The organism is Colwellia sp. Bg11-28 (assembly GCF_002836245.1).
GTDB classification, from domain to species: domain Bacteria; phylum Pseudomonadota; class Gammaproteobacteria; order Enterobacterales; family Alteromonadaceae; genus Colwellia; species Colwellia psychrerythraea_A.
Genome location: NZ_PJBA01000003.1, coordinates 77,686 through 102,373 on the forward strand (window position 1 = coordinate 77,686; position 24,688 = coordinate 102,373).

At 37.1% G+C, this 24,688-nt stretch carries 19 protein-coding genes; 2 read left to right on the forward strand and 17 right to left on the reverse strand.

Features of this window, described 5'->3' with window-relative positions:
* Nucleotides 1-167: 167 nt before the first annotated feature.
* The 11 genes from CXF79_RS03245 to CXF79_RS03295 all read right to left on the reverse strand — a co-directional run bounded on the left by CXF79_RS03245 (nucleotide 168) and on the right by CXF79_RS03295 (nucleotide 12,980).
* A complete protein-coding gene (locus tag CXF79_RS03245) occupies nucleotides 168-938 on the reverse strand; it encodes an ATP-binding protein (RefSeq protein ID WP_198560027.1) in 771 nt (256 codons plus the stop codon).
* A gap of 122 nt (nucleotides 939-1,060) precedes the next feature.
* Entirely contained in the window at nucleotides 1,061-2,749 is a 1,689-nt protein-coding gene (locus tag CXF79_RS03250) for a DUF262 domain-containing protein (RefSeq protein ID WP_198560028.1), read from the reverse strand.
* A gap of 740 nt (nucleotides 2,750-3,489) precedes the next feature.
* Nucleotides 3,490-4,299: a Dam family site-specific DNA-(adenine-N6)-methyltransferase gene (locus CXF79_RS03255; protein ID WP_101154026.1), complete on the reverse strand. Its 810-nt coding sequence runs from the start codon at nucleotides 4,297-4,299 to the stop codon at nucleotides 3,490-3,492.
* 438 nt (nucleotides 4,300-4,737) lie between these two features.
* Nucleotides 4,738-6,147: an SPOR domain-containing protein gene (locus CXF79_RS03260; protein ID WP_101153948.1), complete on the reverse strand. Its 1,410-nt coding sequence runs from the start codon at nucleotides 6,145-6,147 to the stop codon at nucleotides 4,738-4,740.
* 61 nt (nucleotides 6,148-6,208) lie between these two features.
* Nucleotides 6,209-7,273: a 3-dehydroquinate synthase gene (gene aroB / locus CXF79_RS03265; RefSeq protein WP_101153949.1), complete on the reverse strand. Its 1,065-nt coding sequence runs from the start codon at nucleotides 7,271-7,273 to the stop codon at nucleotides 6,209-6,211.
* A 35-nt stretch (nucleotides 7,274-7,308) separates the two neighbouring features.
* A complete protein-coding gene (gene aroK / locus CXF79_RS03270) occupies nucleotides 7,309-7,827 on the reverse strand; it encodes a shikimate kinase AroK (protein WP_011041333.1) in 519 nt (172 codons plus the stop codon).
* A gap of 240 nt (nucleotides 7,828-8,067) precedes the next feature.
* Complete coding sequence (locus tag CXF79_RS03275; RefSeq protein ID WP_101153950.1) at nucleotides 8,068-10,188, reverse strand: type IV pilus secretin PilQ; 2,121 nt, start codon at nucleotides 10,186-10,188, stop codon at nucleotides 8,068-8,070.
* Nucleotides 10,189-10,199: 11 nt separating this feature from the next.
* Complete coding sequence (locus CXF79_RS03280) at nucleotides 10,200-10,754, reverse strand: pilus assembly protein PilP (protein WP_101153951.1); 555 nt, start codon at nucleotides 10,752-10,754, stop codon at nucleotides 10,200-10,202.
* Nucleotides 10,751-11,347 carry a type 4a pilus biogenesis protein PilO gene (locus tag CXF79_RS03285; protein ID WP_101153952.1) on the reverse strand — a complete coding sequence of 199 codons (597 nt, stop codon included), beginning with the start codon at nucleotides 11,345-11,347 and terminating at the stop codon, nucleotides 10,751-10,753. The genes CXF79_RS03280 and CXF79_RS03285 overlap by 4 nt, the downstream gene beginning before the upstream one ends.
* Nucleotides 11,347-11,913 carry a PilN domain-containing protein gene (locus CXF79_RS03290; protein ID WP_101153953.1) on the reverse strand — a complete coding sequence of 189 codons (567 nt, stop codon included), beginning with the start codon at nucleotides 11,911-11,913 and terminating at the stop codon, nucleotides 11,347-11,349. The genes CXF79_RS03285 and CXF79_RS03290 overlap by 1 nt, the downstream gene beginning before the upstream one ends.
* The gene (locus CXF79_RS03295; RefSeq protein WP_101153954.1) at nucleotides 11,901-12,980 is read right to left on the reverse strand and encodes a pilus assembly protein PilM; all 1,080 of its coding nucleotides are present in this window, start codon (nucleotides 12,978-12,980) and stop codon (nucleotides 11,901-11,903) included. The genes CXF79_RS03290 and CXF79_RS03295 overlap by 13 nt, the downstream gene beginning before the upstream one ends.
* A 127-nt stretch (nucleotides 12,981-13,107) precedes the next feature.
* On the opposite strand from CXF79_RS03295, the gene CXF79_RS03300 reads away from it, so the two are divergent.
* Complete coding sequence (locus CXF79_RS03300; RefSeq protein WP_101153955.1) at nucleotides 13,108-15,699, forward strand: penicillin-binding protein 1A; 2,592 nt, start codon at nucleotides 13,108-13,110, stop codon at nucleotides 15,697-15,699.
* Between the two features lie 142 nt (nucleotides 15,700-15,841).
* Here the strand turns inward: CXF79_RS03300 and argA are convergent, their stop codons facing one another.
* From argA to argC, 6 genes are all read right to left on the reverse strand, one after another.
* Entirely contained in the window at nucleotides 15,842-17,152 is a 1,311-nt protein-coding gene (gene argA / locus CXF79_RS03305) for an amino-acid N-acetyltransferase (protein WP_011041326.1), read from the reverse strand.
* 42 nt (nucleotides 17,153-17,194) lie between these two features.
* Entirely contained in the window at nucleotides 17,195-19,132 is a 1,938-nt protein-coding gene (argH, locus tag CXF79_RS03310) for an argininosuccinate lyase (RefSeq protein WP_011041325.1), read from the reverse strand.
* 2 nt (nucleotides 19,133-19,134) lie between these two features.
* On the reverse strand, nucleotides 19,135-20,391 hold the full coding sequence (locus CXF79_RS03315; protein ID WP_011041324.1) for an argininosuccinate synthase: 1,257 nt from the start codon (nucleotides 20,389-20,391) through the stop codon (nucleotides 19,135-19,137).
* 117 nt (nucleotides 20,392-20,508) lie between these two features.
* Nucleotides 20,509-21,450, reverse strand: a complete 942-nt coding sequence (locus CXF79_RS03320; protein ID WP_101153956.1) for an ornithine carbamoyltransferase — start codon at nucleotides 21,448-21,450, stop codon at nucleotides 20,509-20,511.
* A 52-nt stretch (nucleotides 21,451-21,502) separates the two neighbouring features.
* Nucleotides 21,503-22,285: an acetylglutamate kinase gene (gene argB / locus CXF79_RS03325; protein WP_011041322.1), complete on the reverse strand. Its 783-nt coding sequence runs from the start codon at nucleotides 22,283-22,285 to the stop codon at nucleotides 21,503-21,505.
* Nucleotides 22,286-22,358: 73 nt separating this feature from the next.
* Nucleotides 22,359-23,414: an N-acetyl-gamma-glutamyl-phosphate reductase gene (gene argC / locus CXF79_RS03330; protein WP_101153957.1), complete on the reverse strand. Its 1,056-nt coding sequence runs from the start codon at nucleotides 23,412-23,414 to the stop codon at nucleotides 22,359-22,361.
* A 121-nt stretch (nucleotides 23,415-23,535) separates the two neighbouring features.
* Between argC and argE the strand changes: the two genes are divergently transcribed.
* Nucleotides 23,536-24,684 carry an acetylornithine deacetylase gene (gene argE, locus CXF79_RS03335; RefSeq protein WP_101153958.1) on the forward strand — a complete coding sequence of 383 codons (1,149 nt, stop codon included), beginning with the start codon at nucleotides 23,536-23,538 and terminating at the stop codon, nucleotides 24,682-24,684.
* The last annotated feature ends 4 nt before the right edge of the window (nucleotides 24,685-24,688 follow it).

Here is a 24,688-nt window from a genome sequence, read left to right on the forward strand (position 1 = left end):
AGAACACCGCTAGTGCACCCTTTTACCACCACTGCGGGCTAACCTGTAGCGTTGATGTGGATTAGATTTTGTATCGATAAGACCTTACTAAGCAGAGAATGATAGTTTGCTAAAATGTGTAGCGAAACGAAACGTATCCAACTGTTAAGTCCTTGTTGATTTTCATGTTAGTTATTTTTATGCATTCGCTGAATTATATAGTCTTGTAACGCTAGTCCTTGTAATCTTTGCTTGCAACCATTTACACGAACCCATGTATTACCAGACGAATTAAAATATAAACCAATTGAGTTTGATTTTGGAACTTTGACCTCTAGTACAAAACCTCCATTTGAGTTTAGTACTCCATGAAATAAAACTATTATTTTAGTAGGATCTATTTTAGGTTCAATTGTGTGAACTTTATTATTTATGACTTTTCTTATTTCATCTTTTTGCACAGAGTTCAACTTTATACTTTTGACATTACCATTGTCACAAATCCCCCAAAAGACACTACCTCCTGAGCTATTAATAAATGCCAAAATGTATTCATCAACTAAACTTTGAATTGCTTTTGTAGGGTTTGAACCTTTAATTTCTTTAAATTCGTGAGTTAAATCCTCTTCGAGACTACATTTTTGACTTTCAATAAAGTTGAAAGGGTTATCATGTGATATAAGTTCAAGGTCATCAGGTAAGGACTTAAAGTGTGAAACTAAACTCCCTAATGAGTAATCACTTAAATAGAGATATTCAGCTAATTTTTTCTTAGAACCATGTTCTTTTATTAGTTGATTAAAATCATTCAATGCTCTAGTTTTACCCACAGTGGCTCCCCAGACCATCATTACACTATTTCTATAGCCTGTACTTGTCTTACCCCAACCAATATAAGCCTTGCGAGCAGCATTTAAAGCTTCAATAAAATTCCACTTTTGATCAATCGTAACTTTCAATTAATAACCCTACCGTGAGAAACAACTAGTGCCCTATTAGAGACAAATTGTAGTTGGCTAAAATGAAAGCGGAACCAGCCAATTGTAATTTGTCCCGCTTGAACAGTTTGTTAATTTTTACTTTACACGTAAGGTAAACTCCAAATAGCTTTAGCTTGTTTTGCTAAATACTTTTGTCTTGCATTAAGGTTATTTTGATCCCATTTCTGATAACCAAAGCGTTTTGTTAGTTCATATCTACTTGTTTTATAAACTTCGGATTTATGGACAAAACCTTTATTGCCAATAATTCGATTTTTATCTGGCTCTAACAACGTAAAATTACCGAGCCTGTATATAAAACTTTCTTCAATATCTTTTGGGAAATTTTCATTCCATTCTTCTGAGGGATTTTCAGGTAAAACATGCTCTAAAGAACCATTATCAAATTCAAAATCTAATACATGTTCTGATAAATGATTTTCAACGCTATAAACTATATAACGGGCTAATTTAGCTGATCTTTTAGTTCGAATGGACTTAGACTCAAAGTTACGCTCAAAGTCTTCATCGTTAACATATAAAGGCTGTAATATAGTAAATATATCTCTAGCGCCTTTTACCGCACCAGAATTTATTGCTTTACAAGCATCATTATATTTTGACTCTAAAGCATTAGGGTTTAACCCAGATATAAGCATGTACCTAAATGATATAACTGAACATATTCTTAACGTTGCAATCCAGTCATCATGATCTAAAAATAAATATGCATTTATTAGCAATGGATAACATTGGGTTACATTGAATAGGTTCAATTCCCTAATGTGTTTTTTAACTCTTTCTTCACCTTCCCATAATTGATGATTGGAGTCACTCAGTGCAGCATAAACTTCTGATACCTCGCTCATACTGTTTAATAATTCAAAGGCTGTTTTAGGGGTGTTGATATATCTTTTTACAGTTTTGAATAACTCTTTCTCTTGAATTAATCCATTTTGCATCATCCAGTAATGACGCAAAAATTTTGGAAATCCTGAGTATGAGACATGATTGATTGTTACATCCCATATATTTTTAACATGGCTTTTATCTGATTCATCTACAATGGAAAATAAATAGTTTTTCAATAGATCAGTAACAGATAGATCTAAACCTCTATCATTTAAAGTTTCAAAAATAAGGTAAGCACTTAAATCATCAGTAGCTGTAATTTGAATAAATAACAGGCTATCAGATATATATTCAACAAAGGAAATTAATGAAGAAACATCATCATCTTTAAAAATTTCCTCTTTAATTAGATCTTTATAGTAATTAAAGCAATCAAAAAGTAGTTTGTTACTTTTGATTTCCGACTTTATATTTACTGGCTTTCTAAAGTTAGTTAGATATGTAGAAAAGAAAGGATTATTACTTTCATTTAATTCAATTTTATTTTCATAATTCAATGAGGAAAGTGATTTTTTACCGATAAAGTCTGTAATTAACAGGTCTATTCTTTTTTCATTGTTTTCTACATCGATCTCTCGTTTCACAAGATCTTTTAATGTATCTACAACAGCTAAAACTAAAATAGTAAGCGTTGTTAAACGTTGCTGCCCATCGATAATATCGTATTGTTTTTTGTGTTTAGACACTAACACAACAGACCCCATATAATGTTTAGAGTCGTTGTGTCTATTTGCTTCTATATCTAACCAAAGATCATTCCAATGAGTTTTATTCCATGAATAATCTCTTTGGTATAAAGGGACTTTGAATTTATTATCACCTTTGATTATTCCGCCAAAAGTATCCGTCTCTGCATTTAAAAAATTTTCTGCTGACAATGCCAATCCTCCATGTAAAAACTAACAGTATATTATGGATACGTTTCAGTAATAATCTATCCATAATCATTATTTAATTCACGTTAATATCCCATAATATCAAAGTATTAAATACCGCATAAAACAACATTCCTATAAATAGTTAGATATTACTGACAAATTGACATAATTTTAGAATATTAACGAGATATCCTACTGGTAGATATGTGTTACTGAGCCAGCTCATTAACATGACATAAAATTTTTATTATAAAAGATAGAGCAGAAAAATTCAGCTAATGTCCCTTAGCGCACAAAGTGATCATAATTTATTAGTGGTACAACTGATGTAATTGTCCAATTTCAACTTCTAAGTATTAAAGCTGATTCTTGATCGAAACTTTAATGATTAAAGCTAATTAATAATATTTCGCTATTTTTAAGCTGATTCTTGATCGGAACTTTAATGATTAAAGCTGATTAATAATATTTCGCTATTTTGAAGCTGATTCTTGATCGAAACTTTAATGATTAAAGCTGATTAATAATATTTCGCTATTTTGAAGCTGATTCTTGATCGAAACTTTAATGATTAAAGCTGATTAATAATATTATGATATTTTTAAGGTGATTATTAAGATTGCTGACTGAATATCATAAATTATGATTATTAACAAAAAAGTTATGGTAAGACTTCATGACTCACCTATTTTTCATTAACTTAATCTTCTTTTACATATACCAAATAACATAATATTCTCTTACTTATATAGTGCCAAAATTTCTTGAACCTTAACTCGCCCTTTTCCTTTTTGACTTATTGAACGTTGCACCTGAAACAATTTGCTCTTAGTTGCGCCTTTATATAGCTCACGTGTAAAGTCCACATAATGATTTGATATTAATGTAGGTATATTTTTTTGTTTCGCTAATTCAGCATAACCAACTAGACGTTTTTGATCTTCATCAGTAAAAGAATTACCCGCATATGCAGTGAAGTTTGAAGTTGGGTTTATCGGTGAATAAGGAGGATCACAATAAACTACATCGTCCGCTCGGAGTTGAGAGAATGCAGTTTCAAAATCACCCTGTATAAAGGTAGCTTTTTGAGCTTTTTCAGAAAAATATTTTAACTCTTCTTTGGGAAAGTATGGATGTTTATATCTACCAAAAGGTACATTGTAACCGCCACTTTTGTTATATCGACATAATCCATTATAACCATGTCTATTTAGATATAAAAATAATAAAGAGCGCTCATATGAATCAGTAGATTGATTAAATTGCTTTCGAAAGTCGTAATACTTTTCTTGCTGATTATAGTCCCCATTAAAGAACTTCTCAGCATCTGAAATAAACTTAGTAGGCTCATTTTTAATTATATTGAATAGTGAAATTAAATCTTGATTTAAATCTACCAATAGATATTCATCAAAATCTAAATTTAGAAATACAGATCCACCACCAACGAAGGGTTCAACTAATCTTCTCCTTCCTTTTGAAGGTAAGAGTGTAGCTATTTCATGTACAACTTTTTTTTTACCACCTGCCCATTTCAAGGCGGATCTCATACTTGCTATTGATTTTACTTTAGTCACAAAAAACCTATAAATTATTCGTAGCTAAAGCTAACATGAAGGATTGTCGATAAATAGATGATATATGAATTTTCATACTTTTGAAAAACAAAAAACGTTGGAGGTGAATTTCATACTAAAAGCGTAAGAGTAACCCGCCCACTTTAAAGGTGATCGCATATTAATTTGCAATGTATCTTTACTCACTCTAGACCTTATTGCCAATACTGTAATTTATGCTGGCGTAATTTTCTGAAGAATATAGCAGTTGTAATCTTTCGCCTAGATCTTAGCAGGAACAAAGTATACAAGTCTAATAACAATGTTATTGAATATTAGAAGTTTACCTTCTTCAAGCTTGTTCTTTACTCTTATTGCTACAGAGCTAGGCTGGGGTCTACTTAATAATTTAATGGCGGATTGTAGCTTGAATTATCGCTTAAAGGTATTAATTTCGTTGATAACTGACGAAATAGGCTTGACCCAAGGTTTACGCTCAATCAGTTGTATTGGTAATGACTGAATTATTGACTTAGCTTCCGTTTTATTTGGAAAGGCTTTCGTTGTGATAACAGTAAATTCTTTCCCGTTCAGTTGCTTTTGGTAGCTATGCAGGTTTTCTTCAGGGTAAAGTGACAAAAATCGATCCGATAATCTTTCATCAGAAAAACCGGCAATTTGGATCACATATCCATTTTCATATTCTTTTGCTTTGCTTTGATAATAGTTATTAGTGATTTCAGCGGCAGGGTTTTGATTAACCGTTTCTTTACTCAGAATGTTGATAACCTCGGCATCAATTTTATTATCAGCAATAGCTAATGCTTGAAGAACATCACCAGCTTTAGCAGGTATTTTTTTGATAGGAGTAACTGACTGGATAGTCATTAACGCCTGATTAATTTCTTCACTTGTCGCTTGTACTATATCTGAGGATTCACTGGCATGGACCGATAGTTCTAATAGAGCGGTCTTTTGTTTCTTTTGCATTTGTCTGGTATTTTCGTTATCAGAAATATCGTTTACATTAGGCGATGATAAACTGTGCAAAGTGCCACTTTCCAGAACAGTTTGTTCTTTTATGTTGAACGCTTGATTATTTACATCTTCAGCTATTAATAAATAAATCCAGGTAAGTGCCGCACCAATAAGCAAAATAGCACTAACCAAACTTATTTTTTGCCATAAAAGTATCGGACTAGCACTCTTTGTAATCATCATTTTTTTATCATCTAAGCCAATCACTTGGCCGGATTCAGCATCAATGATAGCCATTTTGTTCTTGAACAAGCTTTTATTAATCGCTAACTGCTGTGCAGCTTCGGTTAAACCAAAAAGTACAACGTTAATCGTTAGTTTGCTTTTTTTGGCTAAAGTCACCAATTGACACAATTCATATTTAACTTGTAATGAAAGCGCATGGGCATGATCTATTACGATAGAAATAGATTCACCATGTTGCTTGGCGAAGCCCAAAACACTTACTGCTAAAGATTTCTCAGGATCAAACAAAGTATTTACAAATAGCTGCTCAATTAAACGACAACGTATTTGAATATCATTTAATTTTGAAGACGCGGCAACAAACGCCACATTGATGTGCTTATCTTGAGTATCAGAATGGTTCACATTTGATAGACTGACTAGAAATTGGCTAGCCAGCTGTGAGTATTGTTCGGTATTATCACCAACGACTAGCACAGCTTGTTTAGCAAACCGTAAGTTGTAGTCAATACGTGCCGTAACACTAATAGCCACACTACTATCCGCTAATGTAGATTCGCTCTCAGTTAGCCTATGTGTTGTTTGATATGTCGAATGGGAGTTTGCGGATGCTGACATGCTTATTCCTTTCTATACTTTAAATTCTTCTCGTAGACAGCACGCCTACGAGAAAAGATAATTATAGAATTTCTTGAAGCGTATCTTGAGTGACATCGTCACGAATTTCAGATTGACCAATAGCTGTTGGTATTATAAATCTCAGCTTACCGGCGATATTTTTTTTATCTCGACGCATATGACGAATAAACTCAGCGAAGCCCATGTTTTTAGGAGCCGTTATGGGTAAATCAAACGCTGCAATTAATTTTTCTATACGTCGAAATTCTGACACTTCAAGCAAATTCATTGCTAATGCTAATTTAGCAGCAAGTACCATGCCAGTAGCTACAGCTTCACCATGCAACCATTTTCCATAACCTTGCTCGGCTTCAATAGCATGACCAAAAGTATGACCTAGATTCAGCAGTGCTCTAACTCCTGATTCTTTCTCATCACTAGCGACTATATCAGCTTTACATTGACAGCACTTTTCTATCATTTGTGCTAAAACTTGTTTTTCACCCGCTTTAATGGCTGAAATATTATCTTCAAGCCATAAGAAAAACTCTTTATCACCTAAAATACCATACTTAATAACTTCAGCCATTCCCGCATTAAACTCGCGAATTGGTAAAGTAGTAAGGCTATCAATATCAATAAATACAGCTTTAGGCTGGTAAAATGCGCCCACCATATTTTTACCTAGTGGATGATTTACTGCTGTTTTGCCACCTACTGATGAATCAACTTGTGAAAGCAGGCTTGTCGGAATTTGTATAAAATCAATTCCACGCTGATAACATGCAGCAGCAAAACCAGTTATATCACCAATAACTCCACCACCTAATGCAATCAACGTTGTATCTCTTCCGTGCTCAAGAGTAAGCAGGTGGGAAATAATAACCTCAAAATTAGCTAAATTTTTCTCAGCTTCACCGTCGGGGAGTATGACTTCATCGACTTCAAAGTCGGTTAACTTCGCTTTTAATGAGTCTAGATATAAAGGTGCAACAATATCGTTTGTTACAATACACACTCGTTTCGCACGAATATGAGAAGAGAGCAGGTCTGTTTTATTTATCAGACCTGAATCAATATAGATAGGATAACTACGTTCGCCTAGATCAAGATTAAGAATTGCCATATAAGGGTACTACTAGACTCCAACGCTGATTAAATTTAAAAGTCGAGACGCTCAATAATCTTATGAGCGACAACTTTGGCGCTTTGATCATCGGTTTGCACGATAATATCAGCGATATCTTCATAAAGCGGATTACGTTCAACAGCTAAATTTTCTAAAACTGTGCGCGGCTCTTCTGATGTTTGTAGAAGTGGACGACGACGATCTCTTTGGGTACGAGCGACTTGTTTATCGATTGTTGTTTCAAGATATACAACAATACCGCGAGCAGATAAGTGATTACGAACATTAGTGCTAATAACTGAACCACCGCCGGTAGCTAAAACAATACCGTGCTTTTCACTTAGGTCCTCAATGACCGTTTCTTCTCTTTTGCGGAAACCTTCTTCACCTTCAAGATCAAAAACCCAAGCAATATCTGCTCCTGTGCGGCGCTCTATTTCTTGGTCAGAGTCAAAAAACTCAAGATGTAATCGGTCTGCTATTTCTCTACCGATAGTGCTTTTACCAGCACCCATAGGGCCTATAAGGAATATGTTACGTTTTTCTGCCATTAGATTTACTTAATACTCGTTGGGTTAACAGAACAGTCAAAAGTCTAAATACTGTGAATTTGAACTTTTGACGCAAAAGAGGTCTCCCTCGGAAATTTCAAGGGCGTAATTATCGCAAGTGTTAAGCATGAATTGCAAGCAACAATAGTACTATCTTAGTTAAAAACTCTCTTATTAAAACAAAAAATCCATTAAATGACGAAAAATCACGGCATTTAATGGATTTTCTATAAATATAGACTAAAAGTGTTCAGTTACAATTCGAGGTGTAACGAAAATTAATAATTCTTTTTTCTCGTTTAGCTGACTTGAATTTCTAAACAACCAACCAAGGTAAGGAATATCACCTAAGATTGGAATTTTAGACACTGTGCTGATAATGGCTTGCTGGTAAATACCACCTAGTACGATAGTTTCACCGTTATTAACTAAAACCTGAGTGCCAATTCGCTGAGTATCAATCGCCGGAGCAAGGCCACTTGTAATATCCGATATAGTATCTTGTGTCACTACTAAATCTAAAATGATTTTGTCATCTGGGGTAATGTGTGGCGTTACTGTTAAACTCAAGACTGCTTTTTTGAATTGTGTTGCTGTTGCACCGCTTGAAGCCGCTTCTTGATATGGGATCTCTACACCCTGTTCTATGTAAGCTTCCTTTTGGTTAGCTGTAGTTATGCGTGGACTAGCAATAACTTCACCTTTATTTTCTTTCTCAAGTGCAGAAAGCTCTAAATCTAGAATAGTACCATTGGCCAAACGGGCGACCTGAAAAGCAATTGTGCCTGCAGCATTAGCCACCGGAAGATTCACATTTAGGCCATCACCTATAGTAGGGACTTGACCCACTCCTGGGGTGGTTACTCCTCTTGTACCGTTGGCACTACTAGCTCCTTCAATAGAACCTGAAGTGGCAAACTCACCATCTGTATTAGTCACACCCCAACGAATTCCTAACTCTTCGTTCATATTGTCTTTAACAGTTACCATACGAGCTTCAATAACCACTTGTCGAACTGGTACATCAAGGATAGTAATCATTCGTTTGATATCTTCAATACTCTTAGCGGTATCGCGTATTAAGAGTGTATTCGTACGCTCATCTACTGACACACTGCCGCGAGCAGATAAAATACTGGTATCTTCATTTTTTATCAGTTCTGAAAATTCACTTGCTTTTGCATAATTAATCTGTAGATATTCAGAATATAAAGTGGCCAACTCTTCAACTTGTTGCTTTGCTTGCAAGGTTTGCGCTTCTCGGGCAGCAAGTTCATCACTCGGTGCGACCATTAAGATATTACCTTGCATGCGCTTATCTAGGCCCTTCACTTTTAAGATAATACTTAATGCCTGGTCCCAAGGTACGCCATCTAAACGAAGCGTTATATTACCTGTAACGGTGTCGCTGATAATTAAATTAAATTCATTATAATCCGCAATTATCTGTAAAACAGTTCGAACAGGAATATCTTGAAAGCTTAATGAAATACTACGACCAGTAAAGTCATCAGTGTCTCCTAAGTAGGTAGGGGCTTTCTCAGGTTTTTTCTTTACCGTTAATATGAATAAGTTTTCTTCTTGTTTTTGAGTGAAAATAAAACCACTCTCAACGTCAATGACTAAGCGTGCATTCCGTCCTTCTTTAAACGTTTCAATACTGGTAACGAGTGTACCAAAGTCAGTAACATCTAACTTATAAAGTAAGTCGTCAATAATTTCAGTATTATGAAATTCGACATTTAATTTGCCTAATTTATCATTTACATCAGCTGCTAACATACTGTCTTTTAGGTAAACTAATATTTGCCCTTCATTATCACCATTTAGTCTAAAGTCGATTGACTCTATAGAATTAATAAAATCATCACCTGCAGGGCTTAATGTTTCAACAATTTCAGCTGATTCTCCATAGTTAAAAGTAATAGAAAATTCTTTATCGTTATTCAATGAAACATCAAAAACAGCCAGTTTCTCTAGACTAATTAATGCTACAACTTTGCCAGTTTTAGCATCTAAATTAATTCCTTTTATGCCTGCATGGTTAATTAAAGTCTCAGTTAGATCTTTACTATAAGTATTGGCGTCAAACGTCACTTCTACAAACGCAGGAGTCATTGATGTTTTAACTACAGGTAAAGAAGTTATGTTTTTTGTAAAACTAAAAACAACTACAATTTGATCACTTTGAATGGTGTTATATGAGATACCAATCAATTCATTATTATTTATAGAAACATCATTGCTCGCAGCACTTACTGAAAACGATAGCATGAATATAGACAATAGAAATAGGTTCAAAAGCCAGAGTTCTTTTATAGCAGTAAAGCCTTTATAATTTTTCATTTGATTAAATAGCATTATTAATTCCTTTACTTATTTGACTCTTCAGATTGTACGATATTTAATGTAGCTTCACGCTCTACCCAACACCCTGCACCATCTGGAGCTAATTCAATTATTTTCACTGTTTTTGCACTCACCTGTGTAATTCGGCCATTATATAAACCAAGATAATTTCCTAAAGCAACTCGATGCAGGCTCAAATCTGAGGCTTCCAATAAAGCCCACAGCATACTTGCATCACCCAAAGTACCGCGCATAGTTAAATCACTTAAAGCATACTTTTCTAACGGTTGCTTACGACGATTAGTATCAGGACTTAAACATCCTGCCATCTGTTGCATTTTTTGCTGAATAGCTTCAGGCCTAGGTAACACAAATGGGCTACGTAGGTCATCAGCAGAATAGGCGATATGATTAAAAGGATTCACCTCTGGCATAGGATCAATGTAATTGGTCGTTGTTGCCTGCACTTGAGCCATGTGAGTTTTTATTTCTGTAGTATCGTCAAAACACCCCGATACCAATGTCAGCGCCGTGAGACTGTAAATAATTTTGGTCGATATTTTTCGTACGTTTGTCATTTGGCTGCCTCCTCTTGATAACGGTATGTTTTAGCTTGTAATTTTAAATTCAATATTTCACTATCACTTTGTGAAATACTAATTTTAAAGTCGTGTAAGGTCACAATTCTAGGTAAGCCAGCAATTTTACTAACAAACTGGCCAAAGGAGTGATACGGACCTATTACTTCAATATCAATCGGTAATTCAATATAAATTTCTTTACTAATTTCTGGCTGCCACTCTAATTTTACAAAATCAAGACCACTTGTTGTACCAACAAACGTAATATCATCTAATAAACCAGGTATCTCATGACTATTTGGTAAACTACGTAATTGATTAGCAAAAGTATCTTCTGCTTCAACCATTTGAGCGCGAAATAAATCTAAATTAGCGGCAACATGGTATTTAGCACGGTAAGACTCTTTCAAAGTTTGCTCTTCAGATGATACACGATCAAGTTGTTTCATTTGATCGCTAATCAAGCCCATATAACCTAAAAAACCGACCATAACCGCTAGGAAAATAGCTAAAAGCAACTTTGCTGCTGCTGGCCATTGACCTATATTTTCAAGTTCAAGATTGTCAAACTGGGATGCATCAAATTTCATTATTTGCTCCCTTTATTAGCATCATCTAAGCCTTTAATTTTCACTTTCATTTTAAAACTACTAAGTAGTTTAGGAGAGCCGTCATCAGCAGTAATAGATTCAGGAGTCGCATCAACAAATAAATCAGATAATTCAACCGCACGAATCATATTAGCTAAATGGTTGTTCGATTCACTCTTTCCAGTTAGCTGTAAAGTATTACCTTGTTTTTCTAGCTCGATTATATAGATACCATTAGGGATGATTTTTGCTATTTCATCAAGTACTTGTGTGCCTACATTACGACTACGTTGTAATTGTTCAACAACATTAATTCGTTTTTGTAACGCTAATTTCTTCGCGTTTAAGGTTTTTATCTCATCAATCTGAATATCAAGTTGTGCAATTTCATTTTTCAAATATTGATTTTTACTATTTTGACCATCAATATGAGCTTGATAATAAAAATTAATAACTAAAACCAGAGCTAAGGTAAGTAAACCAACCGCGGCTAAAACGGTAAAGTATTCTTTTTGCTGAGCCTTCAGTGCTGCTGCGCGCCAAGGAAGTAGGTTTATATGTGCCATGGGGTAAAACTCCTTAAGGCTAAACCTGTTGCCACCATTAATTGAGGTGCAACATTGTCAAGCTCAGCTTGCTCAATAGATTCACCACATGACATATCATTGAATGGATTAGCAATAACGGTATGTATTCCTAATTCTTCTGTAAGCAAGCTTTCAATGCCTTCTAATGCCGCTGTACCGCCAGAAATCAATAAGTAATCGACTTTGTTTTGACCACTGGTCGTTAAAAACATCTGAATTGCACGACGTATTTGCTGCATTAACACCGTATGAAAAGGTGCTAGGACTTCAAAAGTATAGTTTGGTGGTAAGTCGTTAGAGGTTTTTGCTTCTTCAGCCTGCTCAAAGGATTTATTGTAATAAGAGACAATAGAACGAGTGTACTGTTCTCCTCCAAACATTTGATCTCGACTATAAATATGTTTACCCGCATCAGTTGCTGAGAACAGTGTGACCGTTGATCCTATATCAACAATTGCCACAACTTTATCTTTTGCGTCATCTGGAAGTTGTGTTAAACATAAATCATAAGCTCGGCCAACGGCATAAGATTCAACATCAATGACCTTGGCATGGAAGTCTCCGGCATCTAATGCTGCAACACGCGCTTCAATTGATTCAGTTCGAGCCGCACTAAGCAACACATTTACTTTGCTAGGGTCCGATTCATTAACATCAAGGGTTTCAAAGTCTAAACTAACTTCATCAAGGGGAAATGGAATGAGGCTATCAGCTTCAATTTCAATTTGGCTTGCGAGTTCATCCTCTGTCAAAGCTACATCCATATAAATCAATTTAGTAATAACAGTTTGCCCTGATACTGCAGCTGCTGCATCAGTGGCTTTTGGAGAAATCTTTTTCCTCAGTTTCGCTATAACGGCACCAACAGCTTCGATATCTTGAATCTCACGATCAACAACCGAACCTCGAGGCATTGGCTCAATGGCAAAATCTTCAATTATAAAGCCTTCATTTCCCTGACCCAATAGTACAGCCTTTGCTGAATGAGAACCAATATCGATTCCAACCATCATTGAGTTTTTCTTTTTCCATAGTTTGTCTAGCATAACGACCTACAATTTTTATTTTTGTAATTATTTTAGACGCAAAATACGCATAAATACATTTATTACATGCTTTTACACGATATACTAGTACTATCTTACATTTTTATCCACCAATTGGTCTTTTGCTGTGTTGTCAATCAAAAATTTATTAAAAGTCAGCTTGATACTGTTAATTTTAGTCTCAATTGCTGTTTATAGTTTATACCTTTCGATGCGTTCAGATTTACCTAGTGTTGAGTCATTAAAAGACTTGCATTGGCAGACACCATTACAAGTTTATAGCCAAGATGGTTTGTTAATTTCACAGTTTGGTGAAAAGAAACGTACACCATTAACACTAGAGGAAGTTCCTCAACAACTTATTGATGCTTTATTAGCTACCGAAGATGACCGATTTTATTTACATTTTGGTGTTGATCCAATAGGCATGGGTCGTGCTGTGCTTGGTAAACTAATGGGTCAAGATAAAGGCGGCGCTAGTACTATTACTATGCAAGTAGCACGTAATTTTTTCCTAACTCGTGAGGTAACTTACACACGTAAAATTCGTGAAATATTTTTATCATTTCACATTGAAAATTTACTGAGTAAAGATGAAATATTAATGCTATACATTAATAAAATTGAATTGGGTCATAGATCATTTGGCTTTGGTGCCGCAGCTCAAGTTTATTACGGTAAAGAGATTCACGAGCTTAATCTTGCTCAAATTGCGGTACTCGCCGGGCTACCTAAGGCTCCTTCAACATTAAATCCTATTCGTTCACCAAAACGAGCTCAAGCTCGACGGTCTGTCGTTCTTCAACGTATGCTAGTGAGCGGCTACATTTCTGACCTACAATATCAAACAGCTAAGAATGCACCTATCACAGGAAAAAGACATGGTGCTGAAATTGAATTAAATGCTCCTTACGTTGCTGAAATGGCTCATAATGAAGTGCTTAAGCGTTACGGAAAAGATAAAGCTTATACAGAAGGCTACAAAGTATTTACTACTGTAACGGCAAAACTACAAACCGCTGCAGAACAAGCCCTGGTAAATAATTTATTGAATTATGACCAACGTCATGGATATCGTGGACCTCTCTCTTCACTTAGACCTCAAGTAATATCTACTGACGACACTTCTGAAATACAGATAGTTCCATTGTTACAAAAAGAGCTATCCAAGGCGTTATCAGATGCGACTTATTATCAAATGCTTGAACCGGCGATAGTGCTTGCCGTTGAAGAGCAGTCGGTCAGTATTCAATTACGCAACAAAGTGACTGCAACAATTAAGTGGCAAGGATTAGCTTGGGCACGTCCTTATATTAATGACCAAAAGCAAGGTAGACCACCCAAAACTGCAAAAGATATCCTGAAGTATGGTGATGTCATTTTAGTTAGTAAGATGACTGATAATAATTATCGTCTAGGACAACTTCCAACCGCTAGTGCCGCCATTGTGTCTTTATCTCCAAATGATGGTGCAATTAAAGCAGCCGTTGGCGGCTTTAGTTTCAAACAAAGTCAATTTAATCGTGTTACTCAAGCTAAGCGTCAAGTGGGTTCAAATATCAAGCCCTTTATTTATTCTGCAGCTCTCGAGCATGGATTCACTCTAGCTTCATTAGTGAATGATGCTCCGATAAATCAGTGGGATAAAAGTTCAGGGGTTGTATGGCGTCCTAGAAACTCGCCTGAAAAATATGTGGGTCTATTGAGAGTTAGATTAGCACTAGCACAATCAAAAAATGTGATCGCAGTTCGATTATTAAAAAGTATTGGCGTTACCAATACCATAAAGCACTTAACCACCTTTGGATTCAATGCTAACGATTTACCGCGCAATGAAACATTAGCACTTGGCTCTGCCTCCTTAACACCGTTAGAAGTCGCCACAGGCTTTGCTGCGTTTGCTAATGGCGGATTTTTAGTAAAGCCCTATCTAATTCAGCGTATTGAAAATAGCGATGGTGAAATTATTTATCAAGCTGATCCGGCCATAGCTTGTGATCCATGCATTCAAACTGATTTATTAGATGACACTGCCCAAGAACAGGAGCTATTAAGCAATAATATTTCAGATCACAATATAACAATTGAAGATGAACAACTATCTAAGCAATCTGAGGACGATCAAACTGTTGAGATCAAACAAGCAAGTCGCATTATCAGTCCACAAAATGCTTTTTTAATCACTCAAGCGCTTAATAGTGCAATTTGGGGCGCCGATTGGAATACTAAACATGTCTGGCAAGGTACAGGATTTCGAGCGAGAACATTAAAGCGACGTGATATTGCAGGTAAGACGGGAACAACCAATGAAGCAAAAGATGCTTGGTTTTCCGGGTTTAGTCGAAATATTGTTACCACCTCATGGATAGGTTTCGATGATCCTCGCCATATTCTGGGGCAATCCGTTTATAATAATAACTTAGGGAAAAATCAAACAACGGGTAAAGAATTTGGTGCGAAATCAGCGCAGCCGGCATGGATTGACTTTATGCGTATTGCTCTGGCTGACGCTGAGCCAGAAGCTTTTCAACCTCCCGTGGATATTGTTTCGGTTCGTATTGATAAAACAACAGGAAAGTTGACCACCAAGACCGATAAAACCAGTCAATTTGAATACTTCCGTCTAGGAAAAGTACCAACAGAATATGTTACTGAAGACAGTAGCAGTGAAATATTATCTGGCGGTCAGCAAAAAGAAGAAGAGGAAGAGCTGTTTTAATCAGGAGTTGACTCTGTAAAGTCAGTTGTTCTTCATCTTACAAAAACAAAAAAGCAGCGAGTGATTTACACTAGCTGCTTTTTGTTTATATCGTCTTCATCAGATCCAGTGTCTAGCTGAATATCACCATTAGAACCATCAGTTATATATCTTTGATAAAGACTTTTGAGTTACGTTGAAAGTTATACATCTGTTTCTTCCCTTCAGGTAACCTTTCAAGTGATGCCTCAACAAAACCTTGTTCTAGAAACCAATGTCCGCTGACGGTAGTCAATAAAAAGAGCGACGTTAAGCCTTTCTTTTTTGCACTCAACTCTAATGCATTGATAATTCTTTCACCTCGATTGCCTTTCCGGTAATCAGGGTCAATAACAACACAGGCAACCTCAGCCATTTTTGCTTCAGGATAAGGATATAAAGCAGCACAAGCGATAATGACTTCTTCTTTTTTAAGCACAGTGAAATATTCTATTTCCATCTCCAGTAACTCACGAGAGCGCTTCACTAAAACCCCCTCCTCCTCGAGCGGCTGAATCAATTCTAGAATTCCAGCAACATCATCAATAGTTGCAGTAGCAATCAATTCCTTATGATCTTTGGCAATCAAAGTACCCGCACCATCACGGGTAAATAGTTCTTGCAACAATGCAGTATCACTTTGATAACTAACACAATGACAACGCTCTACCCCGTTTTCACCACTTTGAATGATTGAGCGGAGTAATAGCTGACGCACATGGCAGTCTTTTTCATCAAGCAAGGTTTTTACCGTGCGAACACTACAGCTACGAATTAACTTTCCAGACTTATCAATAAGTCCTTCGTCTTCAGTGAATGCAATAAGCTTATCTGCTTTCAGTGAGATAGCTGTTTGTGTAGCCACATCCTCTAAAGCCAAGTTAAACACTTCACCTGTTGGTGAATAACCAATGGGAGAAAGTAAAACAATTGAGCCGTAGTCCAGCTGCATGTTAATGCCATCTGAGTCTATTCTTCTCACAGTACCTGTGTACTTATAATCAATGCCATTGCGAACACCCATAGGTTTTGCAATGACAAAATTACCTGTACTAACTCGAATTTGCGAGCCGTGCATAGGTGAATTAACCACCCCCGTAGAAAGCAATGCTTCGATATGAAGACGCAAGGAGCCGGTAGCATCCTTCACAGCCACTAATGTTTGTGCATCAGTGACTCGAATATTGCTTACAACATTTTCCTCAAGACCTCGTTGCTGCATGCGATCTACAATTTGTGGCCTTGCGCCATGCACTACCACTAACTTCACACCTAAACTACGTAACAATGAAATATCATGAATAATATTAGCAAAATTTGGATGCGTAACTGCTTCACCACCAAACATAAGTACCACCGTTTTTCCACGATGGGCATTAATATAGGGCGCTGCATTTCTAAACCATTTAACGTAATTTTGCTCGCTATTATTCATGTTTTCCATTCTTTAATATAACTTAGGTATTTTCAGTAAAGACTACTTACTTTGACCAACAATATATTCCATCGCTACTTCATCAGCAGGATCTTTATGCGGGCTTGGTTCACTGTCTTCAATGATATTATCGGCGAGCGAGTTCTTATCTATTACGTTAAAACCAAGCTGTTCAAAATACTGAGGAATGTAAGTTAAAACAATAATCTGTTCTAATTCCATTTGATTAGCAAATTCTAACAAATATTGAACAAGCGCCTCACCTTGACCTTGCTTTTGTGCATCATCTTGCACAACAACAGAGCGTATTTCTGCTAAACCTGTTTGATAAATGTAAAGCGATGCGGTGCCAACAACATTACCGTCAAGTTCAGCTACGACGAAATTCTGAATATCATGGATTATATTGTCACGAGTTCGAGGTAAAATCTCACCTTTATCAGCCCAAAAGTTAGTCAGTTGATGGATACAATCAACATCAGACATTCTGGCTCGACGAACAGACATAGCTGCAGCGCGTTGTGCATTTAAGCGCTGTTTTACTTGCTTAAGTGCCCCTTCAATTCGTTGTTTTCCTGGTGCGCCAACAACTTGTTCATTTAAAATAGCTTCATTGCCAGACTGCGTAGTTGCCAGCGCTTTTTTAACTTGTGAACGTGAAGTACCACCAAGCGCTTCACGCTTATTAAGCGTTGATTCAATTGAAAGGTGTTGATAAACATCTTGCTCAATTTTATCACTAAACTCTTTCAGTTGACTTATGGTTAAGTCTTCTAAAGGTACACCTTTATCGATGGCAGCTAATACCACTTCACCAACAATATGATGTGCTTCACGGAACGGAATGTCTTTACCCACTAAATAATCAGCAAGCTCAGTCGCATTGGCATAACCTTGTTGAGCCGCCGCCAATGTACGAGAACGATTAACTTTTAAACCGTCAGCAACTAACACAGCCATTTCCATACATTCTTGCCACGTATCAAGCGCGTCAAACAAACCTTCTTTGTCTTCTTGCATATCTTTATTATAGGCAAGCGCCAACGCTTTCATTGTGGTTAACATGCCCGTTAATGCACCAAAAACACGTCCTGATTTACCACGAATTAATTCACACGCATCCGGATTTTTTTTCTGTGGCATTAATGAGGAGCCAGAGCTAACTAAGTCACTCATCTCTACAAAACCAGCTTCACCTGAATTATAGAAAATTAAATCTTCTGCAAAACGTGATAAATGCATCATCGAAATACTGGCTGAAGCCAACAATTCAATAACATGATCTCTATCAGAAACAGCATCAAGGCTATTCATCGTGGCCGTTCTAAAACCTAAGCTATGTGCTAAAGCATTACGATCTATTGGATAAGCAGTACCTGCTAAAGCACCAGAGCCTAATGGCGAAACATCTAAACGATAAAGCGCATCTTTTAAACGACCAATATCACGGTTAAACATTTCAACATACGCTAAACACCAATGACCGAAAGTAACCGGTTGTGCTCTTTGAAGATGGGTATAACCCGGTAACACAGTATCTTTTTCACGTTCAGCTAAATTCATCATCGCTTGCTGTAGATTCACCAGTGCAAACAATAAATCGCCACCAGTTTCTTTACACCACAGCTTTAAATCAGTTGCTACTTGGTCATTACGACTACGACCTGTATGGAGCTTCTTACCTAAATCACCGGTTTTTTCAATTAACTGAAGTTCCACCCAACTGTGAATATCTTCCGCATCTGATAACAAAATTTGCTCAGGATCGGCTTCAACAGACGCTTTTAACTCATTAAGTGCTGCCACTAAACGTATGTGCTCTTCATCACTTATTACGCCAACACTATTAATAGCACCTGCCCAAGCAATTGAACCAACAATGTCTTGCACTGCCATGCGGTAATCCACTGGTAGTGAGTCATTGAATCTTTTAAATTGTACGCTAGCTTCGCCTTTAAAGCGGCCGCCCCATAAAGCCATTGTTATTCTGCCTTATCTTTTAAAGAGTCTTTTTGAGAAAGCGCGGTAATTCTGCTTGATAGACTAAATAAACGAATAAAACCTTCGGCATGTTTTTGGTCGTAAACATCATCAGCGCCAAAAGTAGCAAACGCTTCAGAATACAAACTATTTGGAGAGCGACGTTGAATCACTTGCGCCATACCTTTGTATAATTTAACAACAACATCACCTGTTAGCTTTTCAGCAAACGATGCAGCAGAGGCTAGCTGTGCTTTAGCAAGTGGTGTAAACCAACGTCCGTCATAGATAACATGAGAGAATTCAAGTCCTACAGATTCACGGTATTTAAGTGATTCTTTGTCTAGAATAAGCGTTTCTAAGCCTTTGTAAGCGGCCATTAAAATAGTACCTCCTGGTGTTTCATAACAACCACGAGATTTCATACCGACTAAACGATTTTCTACGATATCAATTCTGCCGACACCGTGTGCTGAACCTTTCTCGTTAAGGTACATTAAGGCTTCATAGGCACCAGCGCCATGTTGAGAAAAATCTTTACCATCAATACCAACCAATTCACCTTCTTTAAAGCTTAATTGTACTTTTTCCGGCACATCTGGCGCATCCATTGGATCAACCGTCATGGTCCATACTTCTTTTGATGGCTCACACCATGGGTCTTCTAACTCACCACCTTCATGAGAGATATGCCAAGCGTTTGCATCACGGCTATAGATTTTAGTTAATGAAGCAGCACAAGGAATATTACGTTCTGCTAAATAATCAAGTAAGTCTTCACGAGAAACCATGTCCCATTCACGCCATGGTGCAATAACAGTAAGCTCTGGCGCTAAAGCGGCAAAACAAGATTCAAAACGTACTTGGTCGTTACCCTTACCGGTACAGCCATGACACACTGCATCAGCGCCAACTTTAAGCGCAACTTCTATGTGTGCTTTAGCAATGATAGGACGTGCCATTGACGTACCTAACAAATATTGACCTTCATACACTGAACCTGTTTTCAGAATTGGGTAGATATATTCTTTTACATATTCTTCTTTAAGATCAACTACGTAACATTCTGATGCACCTGATGCTATGGCTTTTTCTTTAACGCCTTCAAGTTCTTCATCACCTTGGCCTACATCAGCACAAAACGCGATAACTTCACAACCGTCGTAATTTTCTTTTAACCATGGAATGATAGCTGAAGTATCTAATCCACCTGAATATGCCAGTACTACTTTTTTAATTGTTTTCTTTGCTAAAGCCATGTTCTTCTCTCTTAAATTTTTAGATATAGCTAGTTAGTATCATTACTAACTTAGCCAAAATTAGTTTGTATTAATTATTCAAAACGCTGTCAAATCGACCAATACTTAACACAGGGATTACTTACTAAATAGTGCAACAAGTACGGCATTTTGTGCCCACATTCTATTTTCTGCTTGTTGGAATACTTTTGATAATTCACTATCAAATAACTTCGTGGTTATTTCTTCTTCCAAATGCGCTGGTTGGCAGTGTAACACCATGGTCGCTTGCGCTTTTTCCATCAGATCATGATTTACTTGATAGGGTGCAAATTTAGCTAATATTTCAGCTTTCTTGCTACTATCTTCATCACCCATAGAAATCCAAGTATCGGTATAAATGACATCTTGTTTACCAATGCCGTTGATATCATTAGTAAGCGTCAACTGACACCCTGACTCTTGCGCAAGTTGTTTGGTTTTTTCAACGATGTCAGCTTGCGCTTCATGACCCTCAGGGCTAATTAACGTGAAATCTACACCTAAAATTGCCGCCATAATCATTAATGAATTGGAAACATTATTACCATCCCCCACATACGCTAGTTTTACTTGGCTTAAATCAGGGTAAGTCTCTGATAAAGTAACAAAGTCAGCAAGCGCCTGACATGGATGATAAACATCGCACAAAGCATTAATTACCGGAACACTAGCATGTTCAGCTAAACCTTGAATTGAATCATGGCTAAATACCCGAGCAACGATAGCATCAGCAAAACAAGATAAGTTTTTTGCATAATCACTAACACGTTCACGTTCACCTAACTTACCATTTTGTTGGCCCAAGTACAGTGCATGACCGCCTAGTTTACTGATGCCCATATCAAAGCTAACATGAGTTCTTAACGACGGTTTTTCAAAGATCATAGCCACTGACTTACCAGCCAATACTTGACTATAATCCGCAGGGTTTTGCTTAATGTTAATCGCTAATTCGATTAATGCTAATAATTCGCTTTTATTTAGCTGATCATCAGCCAAAAAATTGTTTAATTGTTGTAATGCTATATTTGTCGACATAAGTATTTTCTCTCAATATTCCTTTAAAACGCTTTGATGATAACCGCTGTACTTAGTTAGGTTGGATTTGTGTGCCAACACCATGACCATCAAGTAATTGGGTAATTTGCTCTGGCGATTGCCAGCTGGCAACCGCGATACTTCGTCGTAATTGTTGTGCGGCGTGCAAGGCAGCATTTACTTTCGCTGTCATACCACCTGCAATAACACCTTGCTCGATTAGCTTTTGCGCTTGTTCGGCGTTAAGTGACGATAAATACTCACCGTCAGCATCTTTAACGCCATTCACATCCGTTAGTAACAAGAGTTCCGCATTGAGTAACTGACAAATAGCAACTGCAGCATCGTCAGCATTAACATTAACTAAATCACCATTGTCTAGCGCACCAATAGAAGAAATTACCGGTAGAAATTTGGCTTTTAATAAACAGTCTAATAATTTACTGTTATTAGTTTGTGGAACACCCACTTGACCTAAGTCTTGAGTAGATAGCGTACAACTGATCATATCACCATCATTTAACGATAAACCTACGGCGGCTAAATCCATACTATTAGCGGTGCCAACAATAGCTTTATTAACCGTGCCAGCAAGAGCACCACTTATCAAGCCTACCTGCTCTTTTGGGGTTACACGTAAACCGTGTTTTTTCTCGGTAGTAAAACCAGCTTGAGCCAACATTTCATCAACGACACAACCACCGCCATGGACCAAAACCACTTGTTTATTTTTCAGCTGTGAAATTACGTTTAATAAGGCATTAAGCGCGGATTCTTTTTCAAGAATGGCGCCGCCAATTTTAATGACTAATGGTTTCAATACTGGGTTATTCATTACTATTCCTTAACTCGGTGCTATCGCTAATTTTTTACGTTTTGCTTAATGAGTATTTATTAATAGGTATATATTAACAAGTGCTGATTAATGAGTATTCGCTGGCCAAGCCAAGTGAAATATTAAAACATTGTACGGCTTGTGAAGCGGCGCCTTTTAGTAGGTTATCTATAGCACAACTCGCCACCACAACTTGCTTGTCTTCATCAAACTGCCAGTGCACATCAGCAAATGGTGTATGAGCAACATTACCTATTTCTGGCCAACTTGCTACTAATCTGACTAAAGGCTTATCACTATATGCCTGTTGAAAAGCCTGCTGTACTTGCGCAGTAGTAACCCCAGCTTTAAGTTTCAAAGTGACCGTTGCTAAAAGCCCTCTTTTGTAGGGCGCTAAATGCGGATTGAAAATAACATCTATAGCGGCTTCTTGTGATATTTCTGGCTGATGTCTGTGCTGTAATACGTTATACGCTTTTAAACTCACTTCATTAAAGTTAGTCGCTAATGATGCGTTTCTTCCTGCACCACTCACTCCGCTTATACCATTAACCACAACCAATGAATTTTCTACCACTAAATTGTTACTGGTAAGCGGTTTTAAACAAAGTAAACTTGCCGTTGGATAACAACCAGGAACAGCGACTAAATTTGTATTAGCAATCTCATCGTGTTGCCATTCAGCTAAGCCATACTTAGCCGATGATAATGCGTCGATATTAGCGTGTTCAAAACCATAATATTTTGGATAATCTGCAGCATCTTTTAGTCTAAAACCACCTGAAAGGTCAAACACTTTAACACCGGCTTCAACAAACGCTTGCGCCCAATCCGCACTAAATTCATGAGGAGTGGCAAAAAACACTACATCCAATTTTGCTGCGTATTCATCAAACCAAGCGGCAGAAAATGCTTCTAACGGTAAATCACAAATCCCTTGGAATCTGCCGTGTAATTCACTAAATAACTTTCCTTCTGAACTACTATTTTCAGAGACAACTAAATGACAAATGTGTGCTTGGCTGTGTTTATATAATAAGCCCACAAGCTCTGCGCCAGCATAGCCACTCGCGCCTATAATCGCTACTTTTTGTACACTGTTATTCGAATCTAATATAGCCTTTGTCATTTTTGAAGTAGCCTTATGAAAGCATGTTATTTACACTAGTAATATAAAGTAACACTACGTGGGTAGTTATGCAACTAATCAGCATAAGTATTTAAGTAAATATTCAATTTATAGGTTCTATATGACACAACTGCCTAATTTTAGTCAAAGTTTAAGCCAGTTAATCGCCTGCCCTTCGATCAGCTCCACACAACCGAGCTGGGATCAAGGCAATAAAGAGGTGATCCAACTCTTGGCAACTTGGTTTGAGCAACTCGGTTTTAACATTGAAATTCAAGCAGTACCCAACACCAGTAATAAATTTAATTTGCTTGCCAAGTTAGGGAGTGGTGAAGGTGGTTTATTACTAGCAGGCCACAGTGACACAGTTCCCTTTGATGAAAACCGCTGGCAATCTAATCCTCATACGGTCGTAAATCAAGACGATAAATTTTTTGGTTTAGGTACCTGTGATATGAAAGGTTTCTTCGCTTTCATTTTGCAAGTTTGTAAAAATTTGAGAGCTGACCAACTTAAAAAACCTCTATACATTCTTGCCACCGCAGATGAAGAAACAACCATGGCAGGAGCACGCTTTTTCGCTAAAAGTCAGGCAATAAAACCTGATGTAGCCATTATTGGTGAGCCAACCAATTTGGTACCTGTGGTTATGCATAAAGGTCACATGTCACATCGTATTAGTGTCGAAGGTAAATCTGGCCACTCAAGCAAACCAAACCTAGGTATTAATGCCATAGAGATAATGTATAAGGTCATTGGTCAGTTAATAGAGCTAAAAGAAAAATTTCAGCTCTATTATGAAAACCAAGCATTTGATGTTCCGGCACCAACGTTAAACTTAGGTGCTATTTCTGGTGGAGATAATGCCAATAGAATTTGTGGGCATTGTCATTTAGATATCGATTTACGATCACTGCCAGGCATGAGTGATGATGAATTAATTAACTGGCTGAGCGAGGCACTTAAACCACTGGCAGAACTTTACCCAGGTAGAATTAGTTTTGAAGAAATGCATCCAAGTTCACCAAGTTTTGAGCAAAAGAAACCCAGTACATTGATTGATATTGCACAAGAGATTAGTGGCCATAGTTGTTGTGCTGTTAATTACGCCACAGAAGCCCCCTACATTCAGCAACTTGGCTGTCAAACCATAGTGCTTGGCCCTGGCTCAATCGATCAAGCCCACCAACCTAATGAATTTTTAGCGCATAGTGAAATTGATAAAACCGAAAAGCTGCTAACAAAAATGATCCAACATTACTGTTTATAGGTAA